The following is an 18,052-nucleotide window of genomic DNA, read 5'->3' as shown; positions in this document are numbered from 1 at the left end:
TGACTAGCTTTGCTGGTCTTTCAAGGTTCCGTCTGTAAATTATTTGTTAACTTCTATTTTTTATTTGTTGAATACCATAGACTTTCGTGTGGGAACTACCCCAGTCCCATACCTAAATCTAATTACTTCCTATCATGAAGCACTTTAACTGCTCTTCAGTCGCCGTCCGGTGGCTGCTCCTCTTGTTTTTCCTGCCTTTTCTCGGCCTGGCCGCACCAACCGAGCGAACCGTCACGGGGACCGTGCGGGATGCCGAAACGCATGAGCCCCTTGTCGGTTGCACCGTCATTGTCAAAGGAACGACGGTCGGTGCGACGACCGGACCTGCCGGTAAGTACTCCATCCGGGTTCCGGACAACAATGCCGTGCTGGTTTTTCAGTTTGTGGGATTTACCGCCCAGGAATTTCCCGTGGGCAACCGTTCCGAAATAGACGTTGAACTCAAAAGCGACGTCGCTCAGCTCTCGCAGGTAGTCGTCATCGGCTACGGCAGTACCACCAAAAAGGACATGACCGGCTCGGTATCGTCGATCAAAGCCGGAGAATTCAACCAGGGTATTATCAACTCTCCCGAGCAGTTGCTTCAGGGGAAGGTATCCGGGGTGAACGTCGTATCTGCTACAGGTGAGCCGGGTGGCCAGCAGAACATCACAGTACGCGGTCCGGGAGGTATCCGGACGGGTAGTACGCCGCTGTTTGTGGTCGACGGGCTGCCGCTCGACAACAGCTCTACCGGCGGCAATATGAACCCGCTGACGTTTCTGAACCCTTCGGATATCGAGTCGATCGATGTACTCAAAGACGCCTCAGCGACAGCCATTTACGGTGCCCGCGGTGCGAACGGTGTCGTCTTGATTACGACGAAGAAAGGCAAGTCCGGACACTCCTCGGTTACCTACAACGGCTCGATCGGCATTTCGACCATGGCCCGTCCGCTTGAGGTACTGACGGCCGATCAGTTCCGTCAGGAAGTACCGAAGCTCGGTGGTACGCTGGTCGACAAAGGCGGCAATACCGACTGGCAGAAGGTCATTTCCCGCACGGCTTATACACAAACACATAACATTGCGCTAAGCGGCGGGTCGGACAAGCTGACCTACTATGGATCATTCGGGATTCAAAGCCAGGAAGGTATCCTGAAAAAGAACGACCTGAAGCGGTATACCGGCCGGATCAACGTCAACCAGAAGTTGCTCAACGACCGCGTCAGCGTGGATGTCAACCTCAACGCCAGTAATACCCGCAACCTGCGTCCTCCGATTCAGAGCCTGATCGGCGGTGCAATTACGGCCAATCCGACCTATCCGGCGTATGATGACAAAGGAGATCCGTATCAGTATACCGACGGAACGAACCCGCTCATTCCGCTCGCATTGGAGAAAGACCTGACGAGTACCACCCGGATCATCGGGAATATCTCTCCCTCGGTGACGATCATCAAGGGCCTGGTATACCGGTTGAACTTCGGGATTGACCAGTCAACTTCGCAGCAGGACCTCCAATCGCTGCCGAATGCGGTACCTTTCCAGGAAGGGCGCCTCGCCACGATCAATACGTACAACACCAACCGGCTGATCGAAAACTACGTCACCTACTCGTTTGACCGCGGGAAACACGTATTCTCCGCACTGGCCGGGCATTCGTACCAGCGGATTTTCCTCCAGGGACGTTCCTACAGCATCAACAAGTTTAACGTAACAGACGTAGAGCCGATCTACAATCCCGGCCTTGGCCAGGACCTGACGCTGGTGAATAACCGCCCAACGGGCTACGCGACCGTCAACGAACTCCAGTCGTTCTTCTCCCGCGTGAACTACCAGTTTGCAGACAAGTACCTGGTAACAGCCACGGTACGGGTAGACGGCTCCTCGAAATTCGGCTCGAACAACAAGTACGGCGTATTCCCTTCGGCGTCTGTCGGCTGGCGGGTATCAGAAGAACCCTTCCTGAAATCCATCAAGCAGATTTCCGAACTGAAACTGCGCGCGGGTTGGGGGCAGACGGGTAATCAGGAAATTCCTTCCAAAATCACCCAGGCACTCTTTACCAACAGCGTCACCGGTACGACGAGTTATCCGCTGACCGCAACCGGCAACTATCCGTCAGGCACCATCTACACCCGTCTGGCGAACCCGAATATTCAGTGGGAAGTATCAAGCCAGACCGACCTCGGGGTAGATTTCGCCTTCTTCGACGGATCACTGAGCGGTTCATTCGACTGGTTCCGCAAGGTTTCGAGCGAAATTCTCCTGGAAGTCATTCCGTCGGACCCGGTACAGCCTGCCGGTACGTTCTGGACCAACGTCCACAACATGACGATCACCAACCGCGGCGCCGAACTCGACCTCGCCTACCGGAAAACGTTCAAGAGCGGCTTCCGCTTCTCCCTCGGCGGAAACATCACGTTTATCAAAAACAAAGTGATGAACTCGCCCTACACGGTGATTACTTCCGGCTCGGCGCAGGGATCAGGTCTGACGTCGGCGACGATCAACGGGTATGTCAACGGGCAACCCATCGGAACATTCTTCCTGAAAGACTTCATCGGCTTTGACGACAAAGGAAACAGCAAGTTCCGGGATGTAGACGGCGATGGCATCATTACGGACAAAGACCGTGTCGCGGCGGGTACCGCTCTTCCGAAGCAGATGTTCAACATCAACGGAAGCGTCGGCTACAAAGGCTTTGACCTCTCCGTCAACTTCAACGGCGTATCGGGCAACAAGCTGTACGACAACACCGCCAATTCCAATTTTTATAAGCTGAAACTGTCCAAGGGCGTGAACGTCACCCAGGAAGCGATTGCCTCGACGCAGGAGTCGGTCAACAACGCCGCTCCGGTTTCGACCCGCTACCTGAAAGACGGTTCCTTCCTCCGCCTGAACAACGCCGTGCTGGGGTACAACTTCAACACAACGGCAATGGGCATCGCCAAGTGGGTACCGACACTCCGCGTATCGGTAACGGGTCAGAACCTCTTCGTCATCACGAAGTACAACGGGTATGATCCGGAAGTGAACAACGACCGGTCTGTCTCCGGAATATCCTCCTACGGGATCGACTACCTGAGCTATCCCAAGGCGAGAACCTTCGTATTCGGCGTGACCATCGGCTTATAATCTAACGATCATGAACAAGACACTACTGGCTGCCATTACCAGCCTTCTATTTATCGGATCTGCCTGTACAACGCTGAACGAGGAGATCCTGGACGAAAGTCACAAAACGAAGCAAAGCGATCAGGAAGCGGCCGACGGCACCATTGCGCCGGTATATGCCCTTCTTCCTGAAATCTACAAGCACACCAACTACTTCGCGATTCAGGAAATTTCGACAGACGAAGCGATTCTGCCCTATCGCGGCGGTACGGACTGGGGTGACAACGGGATCTACATCGCCATGCACCAGCATACGCATACCAGCACCGATCCCAACCTGAAAAGTACCTGGGATAACCTGGTGCAGTCGGTGTCGCGCTCGATTACCGCGATCAATACCCTGCCGACGCTGAAAAGCGAAAACGTTCCGACTTACCTGGCGGAAGCCCGGGGTATGCGCGCTTTTTACAACATGCTGCTACTGGATCTGTTTGGCGTCGCATTTGTGAAAGACGATATCGGTAAAACGTCGACGATTCTGCGTGGAAATGACGCTGTTAAGTATATCGAAAGCGAATTTCTGGCGGTAGAGCCCAACCTGCAGGTCCGCTCGGCAGTCGGCTCTGGCCGGTTAACGAAAGGCGCGATCTACGGATTGCTGGCGCGGTTGTACCTGAATGCGCAGGTATACCGCGACCGGTATGCGACGACGGTCAATTTCCCGGCAGAGGATATGGACAAGGTTATTTCGTACTGTGACAAGATCATTTCCTCGGGACAGTATCAGTTGTCAGCCGACTATTTCTCGATTTTCGGGAATAACAACCACGACAACAGCGAGCTTATTTTCGCAGTGGATCAGCGCCCGAACTTGAACGGTCATAACCGCCTGGCTTACTTTTCGCTTTCCGGGGACCAGTTCCCGCTGGCGGCATATCCGGCGGCCAATGGTACGGATGGTCCGGCGATTACATCTGATTTCTATAAAACCTGGACGCAGGCGTATGGTACCGATGATCCGAAAAAGGACCCCCGCTTCTACCAGGAAAATATGTCGGTGTACTCCAATGCCGGCGATACCTGCGTGGCCGACAAGGATTATAAAATCAACCGGGGTATTCTGCGGGGGCAGCAATATGGCGCGATCCGCGTCAACGGGGTATTTCTGCGCTGCCCGGACGGCCGCCTGAAAGTAGGCAAGCTCACCAACGCTACCCGCAACCGCGCCGACCTGCCGGTAAACTTCACCGAGACGATTGACTTTACCACTGCCGGCAGTAACTACAGCACCGGCTACCGGGTAGAGAAATATGAATTCAGTTCGTCATCCAATACGGGCCGGAACAACGGGGAGGCTGATATTTCCATCGTTCGCCTTGCAGATATTTACCTGATGCGTGCGGAGGCCAAATTGCGCAAGAACAACGACGCTGCCGCAGCGCTGGCCGATGTCAACGCCGTGCGGGCAGCCCGTACCAAGACTACGCCGCCGCCGGCTCTGACGTCCATGACGCTCGATCTGCTCTTCCGCGAACGCGGATTTGAGTTCTATTGGGAGATGCTCCGCCGGACGGACATGGTTCGTTTCGGCAAGTACGAAGGTACCTGGACGGAAAAGACCAACAGCGACCCGAAGAAGCGGATTTTCCCGATCCCGCAAACGACAATTGACGGGTCTTCGAATTTGCCGGGGTATCTGGTGCAGAACCCGGGGTATTGATTTTTCTGAATCACCTTACCAAAAAGGGGTTCGCGCTTCAACGCGAACCCCTTTTTCTATTCCCCCTCTCTATACTCCAATATATCCCCCGGCTGGCATTCCAATACTTCACAAATCGCTTCCAGGGTACTGAACCGGATTGCTTTGGCTTTACCGGTTTTGAGGATCGACAGGTTGGACAGCGTCAGGCCCACTTTCTCCGACAACGTATTCAGGGATATTTTCCGCCTGGCCATCATGACATCCAGGTTTACGATTATGGGCATGGCTTAAATGGTTAATTCGTTCTCGGCCTGCATTTCGATTCCGCGCTTGAAAATCTCCGCAATGATAAGGAGGATAACCGCCATAAACACCCATACATCGGCTCCTCCAAGGTGCAATTGCTGGGTATCAGGCATCGAAATTCCCTTTCCCGCCAGCCAGGCGGTGTATCGCACGCCCCATCCGGTGAATACTCCGATACCCAGCGTCAGACCCGAAAGCCGGAGAATAAACCGACGCATTTCCCGACTGAACGGCTGAGAGATCCGTAGCTTCTTACTATATAACATACTGAGAATAAGGTAAAACATCACGGCTTTCAGGGTGGACGCAATACCAATCAGCAGCGCCTCTACCGCGAAGTAGCCTCTGTCAAGCGCATATAGTTCTGTCAGGTTGTTGCCAACCCAGAAATTTTCCGCATTGACCGAGTTAATGAACAGCGTATAAAAGGCACTGAAAAGGACTCCCCCTGCTTCGATACAGACCCCGATAAAGATGACCCAGGTGAGGATCAGCAGCAACGTCAATACCTGCTTTGTCGTAATTTTCATGATTGTGTCTGGTTAAATATTTTGCCAAAATAGAATATATTTTTATTGATAAACAATAAATATTATCCTTTTGTCAGGATTTGCGCGATAAGCGGAATGGCAGGAGGCTGAGCGGCTGTTTTTGCCCGGCGGGCACACCGGCAGCTCCGAAGCTATTCCCAACCGTATTTGAATAGCGCCGCAGGTTCAACTTCCCCGCAAACCGAACGGATCCCTGTACGCGCGCCGGCAAAACCAGGAAGACCGCAAAAACATGCGCCCGAACGCGAGGGGCTGACCTGCTGGCGCGCAGACGTTTGCAAGGGGGTATGAAACGGTACGGACTTTCTCCTCTCACCCCCCCTCCCGAAAACAAAAACGAACGCAGTTTCCTGCTTGATTTCTTTAACTTTGCCAGATGAGCGACCAGTCAGTACACCTGAATGCAAGTGACCTCAAACTACGGGGATTCAACGTCTTTCAAATCGAGCAGTCGGCGAGCGGGGCGCCTGCCTACAGTCGACGGGATTATTATAAAATCGCCTTGTCCACCGGGCACGTCCGGATTCACTATGCCGACCGGAAGTACGAGATCAACGGCTGCTTTTTGTTTTTCTCGAACCCGCGCAAGCCCTATTCCGTCGAATTGCTGTCAGAGCGTCAGTCAGGTTATTCGTGCCTCTTTACCGAGGAATTTCTGAAGGCTGCCGGCCGTTCCGAGAGCATCCAGGAATCACCCCTGTTCCGGATAGGCAGCGTGCCGGTTATGCTGCTTGATGCCGCTCAGGAAGCCGCTTTGCAGCCTCTTTTTATCAAGATGCTGGACGAGCAAAACAGTACCTATGCCTTTAAGGACGAACTGATCCGTACCTGCCTTCAGCTGGTCATTCACGAGGCGCATAAAATCCGCCCGGCGGAGAGCCTGCCGGGTCAGCAACGCGCCGCTACACGTATAGCCTCCCTGTTTCTCGAATTGCTGGAGCGGCAGTTTCCGGTGGAAAGTCCCGGTCGCCCGCTCGCGCTCCGGACCGCCCAGGAATACGCCGACCACCTGTCGATTCACGTCAATCACCTCAACCGGGCCGTCCGGGAGGTAACCGGCCGCACCACCTCCGCGCACGTCACCGAGCGGATTGTCGGCGAGGCGAAAGCCCTGCTGCAACATACCGACTGGAGCGTGGCGGAGGTTGCCTACAGCCTCGGGTTTGAGTATCCGTCGCATTTCAACAATTACTTCAAACGGGCGACGGGCCTCCCCCCGAAGTCATTCCGCGCCTGATTGTTTGATATCATTAATTTTCTGTTTGATATCATTTACCTCCTCCGGTACGCGGGGAAGTATCTTTGTCTTGTCTTCCGAATAAACAAACGTCCGTCACCGGCACGCTTCTTTCCAACAGGTACCGTATAGCACTTACCGTTTTTCACATGCTTCTCCGCCCTTGCGGAGCGCGGCCTGTTCGGACACTGTTTTCCGGAAACATACCCCAACGCAATCAGAACCTATGACGCAAACCATTGGATTTATCGGTATGGGGCCGGTCCATTGCACATTGGCGCGGCTATCCGTTTCAGCAGGCTACCATGTCCTGATCAGTACGTTTCCCTGTACGTCAGCGACGGCCGAACTGCATTCCGGGACGGATGCGACGCCGGAAAAAATCGCCCGCGAGAGCGATCTCATTGTCCTATCCATTCCGTTTCCCGATTTTACCCGGCTTTCACCGGCTGATTTTATTGGAAAGGTGATCGTCGACACGACAAATTACTTCCCGTGCACAAACGGTATCATCCCGGCACTGGAGGACCGGTCGGCGACGTCCAGCGAGCTGATCCAGCGATTCCTGAAAGGCTCGCTGGTGGTCAAGGCTCTCAATAACCTCGATCATCATCACCTCGGCAATGGTCCGCGGCCTGCGGGTGCAGCAGACCGCTGGGCGCTGCCCGTCAGCAGCAACGACGCCTATGCCAAAGCCCGTGTTTTCAGTTTTCTGGACAGGATCGGGTTCGACGCCGTCGACAATGGCTCCCTGGCAGACAGCTGGCGCATGGAGGCGGGTATGCCGGTATACGTGCTTCCTTATATCGTGGAGCCGCCGGCCGGACTGACCGACGACGAGCGCCGTACCTGGTTTCGGGCCGAACGCATCCGTTCGGTCCCGCCCGGCAAAGTGCGTACGCTGCTCGCACGTGCCACGCACACGGGCCGTGTCGGCGGGTACGCGGAGGATCTTCCCTCCGGCCTTATGGAATAGCAGAAACAGTTTTAGGTTTACATTTTACCGTTTACAGCCGCTTCGCAACTGTAAACCGAAAACTATAAACCGAAAACTGTTTTTGCGTTATCTTCGGGTTTCAACAGCCATGACTCTCCCGGTCGGAAACCTGCTCCTCCCTTGTTGACCCGAACGCATTTGCTTTTCTTTCTGGTGACTCTGTCGCTCCTGTCGGCGCTCATGGCATGTCGCGGAGAGAGGCGCACAAACAAGGCAGCCCGCGTGTACGTCGACCAGCAGGAAGGCAGGTATACTCTGATGCGGGATGGGAAGCCTTTCGCGGTAAAGGGAGCCGGTGGTTTTTCTCACTTTCAGGAATTGGAGGAAGCGGGTGGGAACACACTCCGAACCTGGGATACGACCGGCCTCGCCGCCATACTGGACAGCGCCGGCCGGCATCACCTCGCGGTCATCGTAGGCCTTCCGCTCCCGAATAGCAGCGATTTGGCACTTTATGAGTCGCCGGAGAGTAACCAAAAGCGCTTGCAGGCGTTTACGTCTCTCGTAAAACGTTACAAAAGCCACCCGTCCGTACTCATGTGGTGCCTGGGAAACGAACTGGATTTTCCGTACAAATGGAAGTATGCCGATTTCTATAAAGCCTTTAGCGATCTGACGGACATGATCCACACCGAAGACCCGGATCATCCTGTCACGACAACAATCCTGAACTTTAATTCCAAGTACATTTTCAATCTCCGGCTGCGCTGCGATATTGATATTATCTCGTTCAATATTTTCGGCAGACTTTCCACCCTGCGTCAGGATCTGGCAGACCAGGCCTGGTTCTGGAAGGGGCCTTATATGCTGCTTGAATGGGGAGTCAGCGGCCCCTGGCAGGGAACCGAACAGACAGCCTGGAGCGCTTTTATTGAAGATACAAGTCAGAAAAAGGCGGAAGTGTACCGGCAGCGCTACCGGCGGGATATGCCGGTGGAAGATCCGCGTTTCCTGGGCGCCTGCGTATTTTTCTGGGGAAACAAGCAGGAAACGACGCCGACGTGGTTCAGTATGTTTGACGAAGACGGGCGCTCATCTGAGGCCGTTGGCATCATGCGGGAGCTATGGACCGGAAGGCCGTCGCCCGTCACCTATCCACAGATCCGGTATATGCTTCTGAGTCAGCGGGGTGCGCGCGATAATGTCCTGCTTACTCCCGGCGCGGAAACAGGTGCCGAGGTACTGCTTTCCAACCGGCATAACCAGATCCGGTCGATCCGCTGGCAGGTTTTCCGGGAAGACTGGTACCGTGAAAACCACCGGAACAGTACCCGAAAGCTGACGCCGCTGATGACTGTCACGGGCGCGGGCGACAACCTCCGTCTGACTTTTTCCGCTCCCCGCGAGGAGGGTCCTTACCGTATCTTTGCTACGGTGTATGATCAGGGAGGGCATTTTTCCTCCTGTAATACACCTTTTTATGTCATCCGTCAGCCGTGAAGCAAGCGTTGTCCGTAAAACCCCCGACCGGCAGACAGCTGGTGATGCTCCGGCTGATGATCATCCTGGGCGTTCTGGCTATGGGGTTTTTCCTATCCCGGGTATTGTCTGAACCGGTACGGGGATATGCGCCGTTGTACTGGATGCTGGTCACCGGTTTTGTATTCGCCTGCCTGAAAGTACTGCACGAATGGTACCACTACCTTTGCATCAGCGTGCCGCCGACACCGCCCCTGACTCGTCACTACTCCGTCGATATTTTTACGACGTTCTGCGCCGGCGAGCCGTACGAGATGATCGTCGAAACGCTCACGGCTATTCAGGCTATTACGTATCCGCATGAAACTTATTTGTGCGACGAAGCCGACGACCCGTACCTCCGGGACGTATGCGCGCGCCTCGGCGTACACCACATCACCCGGACGGACAAAAAGAACGCGAAGGCAGGCAATATCAACAATGCGCTGCGGAGTTCGTCCGGAGAGCTATGCGTGGTACTCGATCCCGATCACGTACCGTTTCCTGATTTTCTCGATCCGATTGTCCCGCATTTCGACGACCCCGGAATCGGTTATGTGCAGATCGTTCAGGCCTATAAAAACCACGACGAAGGCCTCATTGCCAAAGGCGCCGCCCAGCAGACCTACCAGTTTTATGGCCCGATGATGATGACCATGAACCGCTACGGGACGGTGCTGGCCATCGGGGCCAATTGTACCTTCCGGCGCACGGCACTGGAATCCATCGGCGGGCACGCGGCCGGGCTGGCCGAAGACATGCACACGTCGATGCAACTGCATGCCAAAGGATGGAAATCCCTGTATGTACCGGCGGTTCTGGCCCGCGGACTTGTTCCTTCGACGCTTTCGGCCTACTACAAACAACAATTGAAGTGGTCGCGGGGAGTATTTGATCTCTTCGTCCACGTATACCCCAAACTATTCGGCGGGTTTACCTGGCGGCAGCGGATTCAGTACGGGACCATTCCGCTGCACTACCTGTCGGGTTTTATCTTTCTGATCAATTTTCTGATACCGGTTCTCGCCCTGGTACTGGGCGTCAGCCCGATGCGGTTTGATCTTGAAGATTTTGCGCTCGTCGTCTTACCAATGACTTCCTGCATAATCCTGATACGCCATTTTGTACAATCCTGGGTGATGGAGGACGAGGAAAGGGGTTTTCACGTGGTAGGCGGCCTGCTCATGATTGGTACCTGGTGGGTCTATATACTGGGCGTGCTGTATACGTTTACCGGCAAAAAAATACCCTATGTACCGACGCCCAAAGACGGCAATGAAGCCAACAACTGGCCGCTGAATGTCCCCAACCTGGTAGTACTGGTGGTATCGCTGGCGGCCATCGCATATGGCCTGTACCAGGACTGGAATCCTTACAACCTGATCATGGCCGGTTTCGCGGGCGTTAACTGTTTTTTCATGTGCTTTACGATCGCGGCAAGCAGGCAGCAGCAGATCCGTGAGCTTGCGATCCGCTTCCCCATACTAAAAACCGCCTTTGCAACCATACGGGAGCTGAAGGGGCGGTTCTGGTTGTTGAGACGACGTATTTACAGCGGCGTACGCTCCTCTGCCTTTCTGATTACCATACTATTGGTGAGTGTCATCACTTATTTCAAGGGCTTCAGCCCGCGGTTGGAGCAGACGCTCGCGACCGCCCGGGAAAACCAGCTGTACGCCCAAAGTCTGGCGAAACGGAAGCCCCGGAAGCAGCCGGATGTTCCAGCGCTGTACCGCGCCATGGGCATTCCGCTGTCAGATACCGCTTTCTTTCCGAAAACGTCTGTATCCTTTTTCGGAGGCGTTCACGGCGTCAACTATACGAAAGGGCACAACTGGTCGCGCCGCAAGCCGGCATTCACCAAACAGGAACTGGAGGACGACCTGCTCCTCATGCGTCGCGCGGGCATCACCGCCATCCGGCATTTCGGCCCGGGGATATACGACTACAATACCTTGCAAGCGACGCGCCGGCAGCAAATGAAGGTTCACTATGCTTTCTGGATTCCGGAAAACCTTGATTTCCGGAAAGATACCGATGCAGCGGACGAGCTCGCCGACGAAATCACCAGGACCGTTCAGCAATTCAAAAGCGAACAGGCTATCGTCTCCTGGAATTTCAGCAATCCGGCGCTTCAGGAAGGCCGTCGGTCAGAAAATACGGCCGAACAGCGGGCCTATCTCCTGTGGTTGCGGAAGGTGTCGGAATCCATTCGGAAAACGGACCCGGCGCGGCCGATCACGGCAGACATCGAGCTTACAAACGACGCTCCCGCACTTGCTCACCTGATCAAACGGACGGCTCCGGCAATCGACGCGATCGGGCTGGTCCTGCGTGATCAAACCGGGCAACCTGCGGATCAGGCCCTCCGGAAAATACACACTCCCTTCTTTTTCAGCTACATAGGCCCGGAAGCTTATTCCAAAACACGAAACAAAATGGCCGGTGTGTTTGCTTCCAACTGGCAGGATGAGAAGATATTCGGACACCTGAGTTTTGACGGACTTCGCGACTACGAAGGCCGTTCCAAATACGCTTTCGACCTGCTCGGATCGATGTGGGGCAGGCAGCCGGTACCCGGTCCGGTTGTCCCCTGCAAGATACTCCGGCCGGCGCTGGCTACTTATGAAGGCATTACGCTGGACTACTACGTGATCCGGTGGGAGAATAATGCGTGGAAGTTTCCCACGGCGCAGGAGCGCGGAAGCCGCTACGAATGGAAGCTCGTCCGCACAGACGGTTTTGAAAATCCGGTGGAAATGACGGACGTCGGCACAGGTCCCCGGCTGTCGCTGACGATCCCCAGACATCCCACTCTTTACCGGCTGTACCTGTATGTGCTTCGCGGTCAGCGGGTGGAGCAGATTGTCGAATCGCCGCTTCATACGCCGCTCACACCGGAAGCAGCTTCTTCTTTCTAGTTTTCCCGGAGTACCTGAACGAAACGGTCAAATGTTTGCCGGCTGATCGCCCAGTCGGGCGCCGGCATATTGCCCCATACTCCGGGGTTATCCGCCAGGTTGAAATAGCAGGCGCCCACTACCTCCGGATGCCTGGCTATGACGCGGGCGGCGTTTTCCATCCAGGTTGCCTGAAAATCATCGGGCCCCTTGACACCGAATTCGGTAATAAAAATCGGTTTGGCCGCCAGCTTCATGCGCCAGGCTTTCCGGTTGAATATGGTTTCTAAGGATTCCTGTTTGGCAGGATCGGTGATGTTTTTGTCCGGCAGACCGTAAATGGCAATACTGACAAAATCGACAACATCGTCGCCGGGGTACCATTCCATCGAACCCCGGTCGCCCGCAGGGCCCCATATCTTTCGTACCTGTTTAACATCCTTTCCCAGTTGCATAAAGTGACGGAAGGCTTTGATATAGAGCACAGGGTCTTTGCTCTGCCAGGAATAGCGGTGGATCGGAATCTCCATCTCGTGCGCAAAGCGGACATAAACGGGCTGGCGCGCGGCCGCGACGATCCGGAAAAATTCCCGGAATTCTTCGTCATATACCCCGTCTTCTGTATTCTGTAAAACAGAAGAATCCTTCCGGATTTTGCTGTCCCGCCAGGGTTCAACCGTCACAATAGCCTGATGTCCTCTTCGTACCACCGCCTCGAACTCCCGGGCAAATTTGCCGCTCTGAATAGTACCCAGGTCTATAAACAAATGTTCGGTTTTGACAGCTTCGGAGCCGGTGAGTCCGAGGTTCGGGTCATACACTCCCAATACCGGCAGGGTGCCTGCGGTACGCGAGGCGGCCTTGTTTCGGGCAGTCGATTGAAAAATCAGTGCTGAATCTGTTCGAAGTTGCCGGGCGACCGCAGCAAGGTCTTTCCGCCAGTTGTACGTGCTGTCGGCGGATGGAGTCAGCAGAAACACCGGCTTATCCATGAACCTGGTACGCAGTATTTTCCGCCGGAGTGCCCCGCGCCGGTCCGGTTCAGGCGGATAGGCAGTGGATTCCCGTTCGCTTTGCCCATTCATGGAGATACTAACCACATCCACAACATCCCCGCCCGGCCAGTACTCCTCCGTTCCCGGGTACCCCGCCGGAGACCAGATGATTTTCAGAGAAGGGCGTTCTTTCCGGCATCGCGTGGCCATATGCCGGAAGGCTGCAATGTAGTCGGCCGGCGCCTGATACTGCCAGGGAAAACGTTTCACCGGCACTTCCATGTCAGGGTTCCAGCGGAGATACACCGGTATGCCGGAAGGCAGCGCGCGGCAAAGCTCTGTCAATGCATTATCGAATGAACCCTCAATCATATTTTTTAATGTGCCTTCTTCTTCGGTCAACAGGGTTAGCAGCAATCCTTCACGGGGATTCAGTCCCTTGAAAACAGCGGCAAGTTGCTTTTCAGACGTCCCGGTGTACAACCTGACAGACAGATATTGAAGACGCGGCGGAGTCAGCGAGGTATCCCGTCTATTGAAATAGCCCTCCAGTCGTTCCTGAAAGGCCGTATCAAGCAGATTAATCGTGTCAGTACGGGGTTTTAAAAGAGATGTAAAACGGGTTACGAAAAAAACGAGCAGCCCGAGAAACAGCAGCACCGCCGCCCCCCAAATAACTTTTACCTTCATAGTACGGAAGAAATAGTCGCTCAAATTAGCAAATCCGGCCCGATTTGGCATGTTCCTTCCTGCGTTGACAGAAAACCAAAGCCGGCGAGCGGCAAACCGCCGGCGATTTACCTATTTTCGTTCATGCAACTTCCTCCGTCTCCGGCGCTGGCCGACCTGATCCGGCATTACCTGGTCATCGAATATGCTTCGCTGACCGGGCCGGGGACGTATCGGTTTTTTCCGGATGGCAGTCCGGGTATTGTCTTCTCCTTTGCTGAGCCGCTGACGGGCGCCGCCTTACCTGCCTCTTCGTTTGTATACGGACAGACGTCCCGCCACAGCGACCTGGCTGCCGTCGGAAATCTCGGTTTATTGATTGTCGTTTTCCAGCCGTGGGGCCTGTACGGACTTACAGGTATTCCGGGCACTGAAACCGTTGATTTACGTGTCGGCGCGAATGATTTTTTCAGGACGGATGAAATAGGTGAACGCCTGCAGGAATGCTCTTCCTGGAGTGATCGCATCCGGTTGCTCGAAGTCCTGCTGACGCAACGGAGAAAACACGTCCTGCCGGACCTGCAAGGAATACCGTATGTCGTCAGTCGCATGAACGCGGCAGACGAGCCACTCTCCATCCGTTCGCTGGCCGAAGCAAGCTGCCTGACCGAACGAACCCTGGAGCGGCGGTTTCACCAGCTGGTAGGCATGTCACCCAAGCCTTTTTCCCGTATCCTGCGTCTTCAGAAAAGTCTGAAAATGAAACGGTTGCAGCCCCATCTCAGCCTGATGGACGTCGCCTGTAAGGCCGGCTACTACGACCAGGCGCATTATATCCGGGAATTTTCGGACCTGACCGGCCTGACGCCGGGACAGTACCTGGCCAATCCCGGGCGGCTCGCTGCTAACCTGCTCCCCGTCTGACGGTTTGTCGGATTTATCCAATTATTGCCGTGAGGGTCCGTCTACTTTTGGGGCATCAACAACCACAGAAAGATGGAACCACTACGCATTGCAACGGCTCAGTTTGAAAACGCCAGCGGAGACAAATCCTATAACCTGGCCCGTATCCGTGAACTGACCGGACAGGCAGCCGAACAGGGCGCTCAGGTAATCGCCTTTCATGAATGCTCCGTCACAGGTTATACCTTTGCCCGGCATCTTTCGCGGGAAGGCCTGCTCGCCATCGCTGAACGCATCCCGGAAGGAGAAAGTATGGAAGCGCTGATTCAGATTGCAGCAGAGTATGAGATGGTTATCCTCGCCGGACTATTCGAAAAGGATGAGGAAGACCGGTTATTCAAAGCCTATGTCTGCGTAGACAAAACCGGACTGAAAGCGAAATTCCGGAAGCTGCATCCGTTCATCAATCCACATTTATTGCCTGGTAATGAGTATGTTGTGTTTGACATACTGGGATGGAAATGCGGGATACTGATTTGCTACGACAACAACATTGTGGAGAATGTACGGGCGACGGCCCTGCTCGGCGCCGATATTCTCTTTATGCCGCATGTGACGATGATGACGCCATCGACGCGCCCGGGAGCCGGATTCGCCGACCCGAAGCTATGGGAAAACCGCGCGGCTGACCCTACTTCGCTCCGTATCGAGTTCGACGGACTGAAGGGTCGCGCCTGGCTCATGAAGTGGCTCCCTGCACGAGCATACGACAACGGCATCTATGTCGTCTTTTCCAACCCGATCGGGATGGACGACGACCAATTGAAAAACGGCTGTTCCATGATCCTGGACCCTTTCGGCGACGTACTGGCGGAGTGCAGGGCGTTGGGCGACGACATCGCCGTCGCCAACCTCACGCCTGAAAAACTGACTCTCGCGGGAGGCTACCGGTACCGGAAGGCCAGACGACCGGAGTTGTACAGTGAGATCATCGGGAGGGAGCATAGGTCGGAGCAGAACGTGAGCTGGCTCGTCAATCCCGGCGGAGCATAAGGAATACCGCGGTCTGATTAACGAAATATTGCAGAAGGACAGTAGCTTTGAACAGACGGTTCACCGTTTGTTTCTTTTCCAACCCCTGACTGACCCCTCAGATGAAAAAGCTTTTACTACTCCTTATTGTTTCGGGTATTTGTTTCGATGCCGTTGCCCAGTCTACCGAAGTTGCCGTTGGCTTGTCAACCACTTTATCTCACTTCAGTGGCGCTTCAGCTAACTCGCATACGTTCGTTTCCCAGGAAATGATGAATAGCTCGGTGCATGTCAATAATTCCCTTGGTAGCCGGCCCGCCTGGGGTTATGGTTTCTCCGGAACCATTAAGCGCGTTGGAAAAAGGCATTTTATCTATGGGGCGGATCTGGGCTATGAACGGCTTCGTAGTGCCGTTCATATTGATCGTTTCACGATTTACGGGGATTTTTCAACAGTTGGTTATGACGCTACCGGAACAGCGTTTCTAGAAAGTGATTTCCTGCTCCTTCATCCGTTTGCCGGTTATCGCTTTGGCAGAAAGTCCGTTAGCCTGGACCTAACCGCAGGAATTGATTTCGGATTTCGGTTGAAAGCGAAAGAAAGCGGCCACTTCCATGCCAACGGCGGGGAGCAACCTATTTCAGGGGATCCGTCCACCGTTCGGACAGATATCCGTCCGCGGCTACAACTGGCCTTCAGCTACCGTCGGGCGGGCATCAATGCCGGATATTCCATCGGCATTAAGAACTACCGGGAAGGGTGGCTTGGCGGTGCGACAGAAGCCTATTTGAATGTGGTCAGGGCGGGCATTTTCTACCGTCTCCGCTAATGCGCTGCGGGCTCGTCCCCTTTCTCCTCACTCATCAGCATCAACGTCAGATCCGGCAGCTTCTTTCGTCCGATAGAAAACAGGAGAAAAGCGGTAACCGAGCAGGCCGCCATGACAACAGTCATCGGTACCGCCGTGCCGTCCTGCCATACGCCGACGAGCGCCGAAGCTCCCGCGCCGATGAACATCTGCAACGCGCCCATCAGCGCTGAGGCGCTACCGGCTGTGCGGGCGAAAGGCGTCAGTGATAAAGCCGATGAGTTCGGAAAGATGATACCCTGTCCGCAAACGAACAGAAACAGCAGAAAAGTCATGAATGCCGGCCCGGTCCATCCGAGCCAGGTAGTCGTGACAAGTATCAGGCTTACCAGGCTTTGGCAGAGACAGGCTGCCCGTATCAGCTGCTCACTGGAAAAGTACCTGAGCAAAACGGTATTGACTTGCGTAGATCCGATGAGTCCGGCTGCGATCAGCGCAAAAATCCATCCATAGTAGGTCTCCGAAATCCGGAAAAGCTCCATGTAGACATACGGTGAGCCGCTGATGTAGGCATACAAACCGGCATAGGCAATTGCTCCCGTAAACGCGCAAACATAAAATACCGGGTGAAAGAGAATACTCCGGAAGTTACCCAATACCGCAGCCGGTTTCAGCGAAAAGGAAGGGTCGGGCTGCTTGCTTTCCGGCAGCCGGAAATAGACGCCAACGAGTAGTAATGCGGCAACCCCGGCCAGTACAAAAAATACCGGTCGCCAGCCCCATGCAGCCGCCATGTAACTTCCAAGCGTAGGAGCGATGATCGGCGAGACCGCGACCACGAGCATGAGTGACGAAAATATCCTGGCATTTTCCTTTGCCGGAAAAAGATCCCGGACGATGGCCCGCGCGCCTACCAGCCCGGCGCAGCTGCCGGTTGCCTGAAGCAGCCGGAAAACGATGAGGCTATCGACCGAACGCGCCATCGCACAACAAAAAGACGCAAGCAGGTAAATAACAAGTCCGACAGTCAGCGGCTTCTTCCGGCCAAAACGCTCCAGCAGAGGGCCATAAATAAGCTGCCCTACTGAAATTCCCGCGAAGAAGCTGGAAAGAGACAAAGACACACGCCCTACAGTCGTATGCAGATCCGCCGCAATAACCGGGAACGCCGGCAGGTACATGTCAATCGAAAGCGGCCCGACGGCCGTCAGCAAACCGAGGAGAAGAATGAGTAGTCGTTTGTTTTCCTTCATGCGTAGCGCGGGAAAAAACACAAAAGTAGGCAATTTTGGGGCGATAGGCTATAAGCAGTAGGCTGTAAGCAATGGCCCGTTAACCCGGCTTACAGCCTATTGCTTATAGCTTACAGCCTACTGCTTATAGCTTATAGCCTAT

General features: G+C 54.7%; 13 protein-coding genes. 9 read left to right on the top strand and 4 right to left on the bottom strand.

Annotated features, from left to right (window positions below; genetic code table 11):
• Positions 1-134: 134 nt before the first annotated feature.
• Both BLR09_RS01600 and BLR09_RS01595 read left to right on the top strand, forming a co-directional pair.
• A complete protein-coding gene (locus BLR09_RS01600) occupies positions 135-3,119 on the top strand; it encodes a SusC/RagA family TonB-linked outer membrane protein (protein ID WP_093196835.1) in 2,985 nt (994 codons plus the stop codon).
• A 10-nt stretch (positions 3,120-3,129) separates the two neighbouring features.
• On the top strand, positions 3,130-4,818 hold the full coding sequence (locus BLR09_RS01595) for a RagB/SusD family nutrient uptake outer membrane protein (RefSeq protein ID WP_093196833.1): 1,689 nt from the start codon (positions 3,130-3,132) through the stop codon (positions 4,816-4,818).
• 56 nt (positions 4,819-4,874) lie between these two features.
• Here the strand turns inward: BLR09_RS01595 and BLR09_RS01590 are convergent, their stop codons facing one another.
• Both BLR09_RS01590 and BLR09_RS01585 read right to left on the bottom strand, forming a co-directional pair.
• Positions 4,875-5,084, bottom strand: a complete 210-nt coding sequence (locus BLR09_RS01590) for a helix-turn-helix domain-containing protein (protein ID WP_093196830.1) — start codon at positions 5,082-5,084, stop codon at positions 4,875-4,877.
• Between the two features lie 3 nt (positions 5,085-5,087).
• Entirely contained in the window at positions 5,088-5,636 is a 549-nt protein-coding gene (locus BLR09_RS01585; RefSeq protein ID WP_093196827.1) for a DUF2975 domain-containing protein, read from the bottom strand.
• Between the two features lie 397 nt (positions 5,637-6,033).
• Here BLR09_RS01585 and BLR09_RS01580 point away from each other — a divergent pair, with 397 nt between their 5' ends.
• The 4 genes from BLR09_RS01580 to BLR09_RS01565 all read left to right on the top strand — a co-directional run bounded on the left by BLR09_RS01580 (position 6,034) and on the right by BLR09_RS01565 (position 12,270).
• Entirely contained in the window at positions 6,034-6,894 is an 861-nt protein-coding gene (locus BLR09_RS01580) for a helix-turn-helix domain-containing protein (RefSeq protein ID WP_093196825.1), read from the top strand.
• Between the two features lie 226 nt (positions 6,895-7,120).
• Entirely contained in the window at positions 7,121-7,870 is a 750-nt protein-coding gene (locus tag BLR09_RS01575) for an NADPH-dependent F420 reductase (RefSeq protein ID WP_093196823.1), read from the top strand.
• Positions 7,871-8,011: 141 nt separating this feature from the next.
• Positions 8,012-9,331 carry a glycoside hydrolase family 2 TIM barrel-domain containing protein gene (locus tag BLR09_RS01570; RefSeq protein WP_245689851.1) on the top strand — a complete coding sequence of 440 codons (1,320 nt, stop codon included), beginning with the start codon at positions 8,012-8,014 and terminating at the stop codon, positions 9,329-9,331.
• Positions 9,328-12,270: a glycosyltransferase family 2 protein gene (locus BLR09_RS01565; RefSeq protein ID WP_093196819.1), complete on the top strand. Its 2,943-nt coding sequence runs from the start codon at positions 9,328-9,330 to the stop codon at positions 12,268-12,270. The genes BLR09_RS01570 and BLR09_RS01565 overlap by 4 nt, the downstream gene beginning before the upstream one ends.
• Here BLR09_RS01565 and BLR09_RS01560 read toward each other — a convergent pair.
• Entirely contained in the window at positions 12,267-13,934 is a 1,668-nt protein-coding gene (locus BLR09_RS01560) for a glycosyl hydrolase (protein WP_093196817.1), read from the bottom strand. The two genes, BLR09_RS01565 and BLR09_RS01560, sit on opposite strands and share 4 nt — an antisense overlap.
• Positions 13,935-14,057: 123 nt before the next feature.
• Here BLR09_RS01560 and BLR09_RS01555 point away from each other — a divergent pair, with 123 nt between their 5' ends.
• The 3 genes from BLR09_RS01555 (at position 14,058) to BLR09_RS01545 (ending at position 16,678) form a co-directional block, all read left to right on the top strand.
• Positions 14,058-14,837, top strand: a complete 780-nt coding sequence (locus BLR09_RS01555) for a helix-turn-helix transcriptional regulator (RefSeq protein WP_093196815.1) — start codon at positions 14,058-14,060, stop codon at positions 14,835-14,837.
• 72 nt (positions 14,838-14,909) lie between these two features.
• On the top strand, positions 14,910-15,869 hold the full coding sequence (locus BLR09_RS01550) for a nitrilase family protein (protein WP_093196813.1): 960 nt from the start codon (positions 14,910-14,912) through the stop codon (positions 15,867-15,869).
• Positions 15,870-15,970: 101 nt separating this feature from the next.
• Complete coding sequence (locus tag BLR09_RS01545) at positions 15,971-16,678, top strand: outer membrane beta-barrel protein (RefSeq protein ID WP_093196811.1); 708 nt, start codon at positions 15,971-15,973, stop codon at positions 16,676-16,678.
• Here the strand turns inward: BLR09_RS01545 and BLR09_RS01540 are convergent.
• Positions 16,675-17,910, bottom strand: a complete 1,236-nt coding sequence (locus BLR09_RS01540) for a multidrug effflux MFS transporter (RefSeq protein ID WP_093196809.1) — start codon at positions 17,908-17,910, stop codon at positions 16,675-16,677. The two genes, BLR09_RS01545 and BLR09_RS01540, sit on opposite strands and share 4 nt — an antisense overlap.
• Between the last annotated feature and the right edge of the window lie 142 nt (positions 17,911-18,052).

The sequence above is a fragment of the Siphonobacter aquaeclarae genome (genome assembly GCF_900103285.1).
GTDB classification, from domain to species: domain Bacteria; phylum Bacteroidota; class Bacteroidia; order Cytophagales; family Spirosomataceae; genus Siphonobacter; species Siphonobacter aquaeclarae.
Note: the sequence above shows the minus strand (reverse complement) of the source record. Positions and strands in the feature narration are given on the sequence as shown.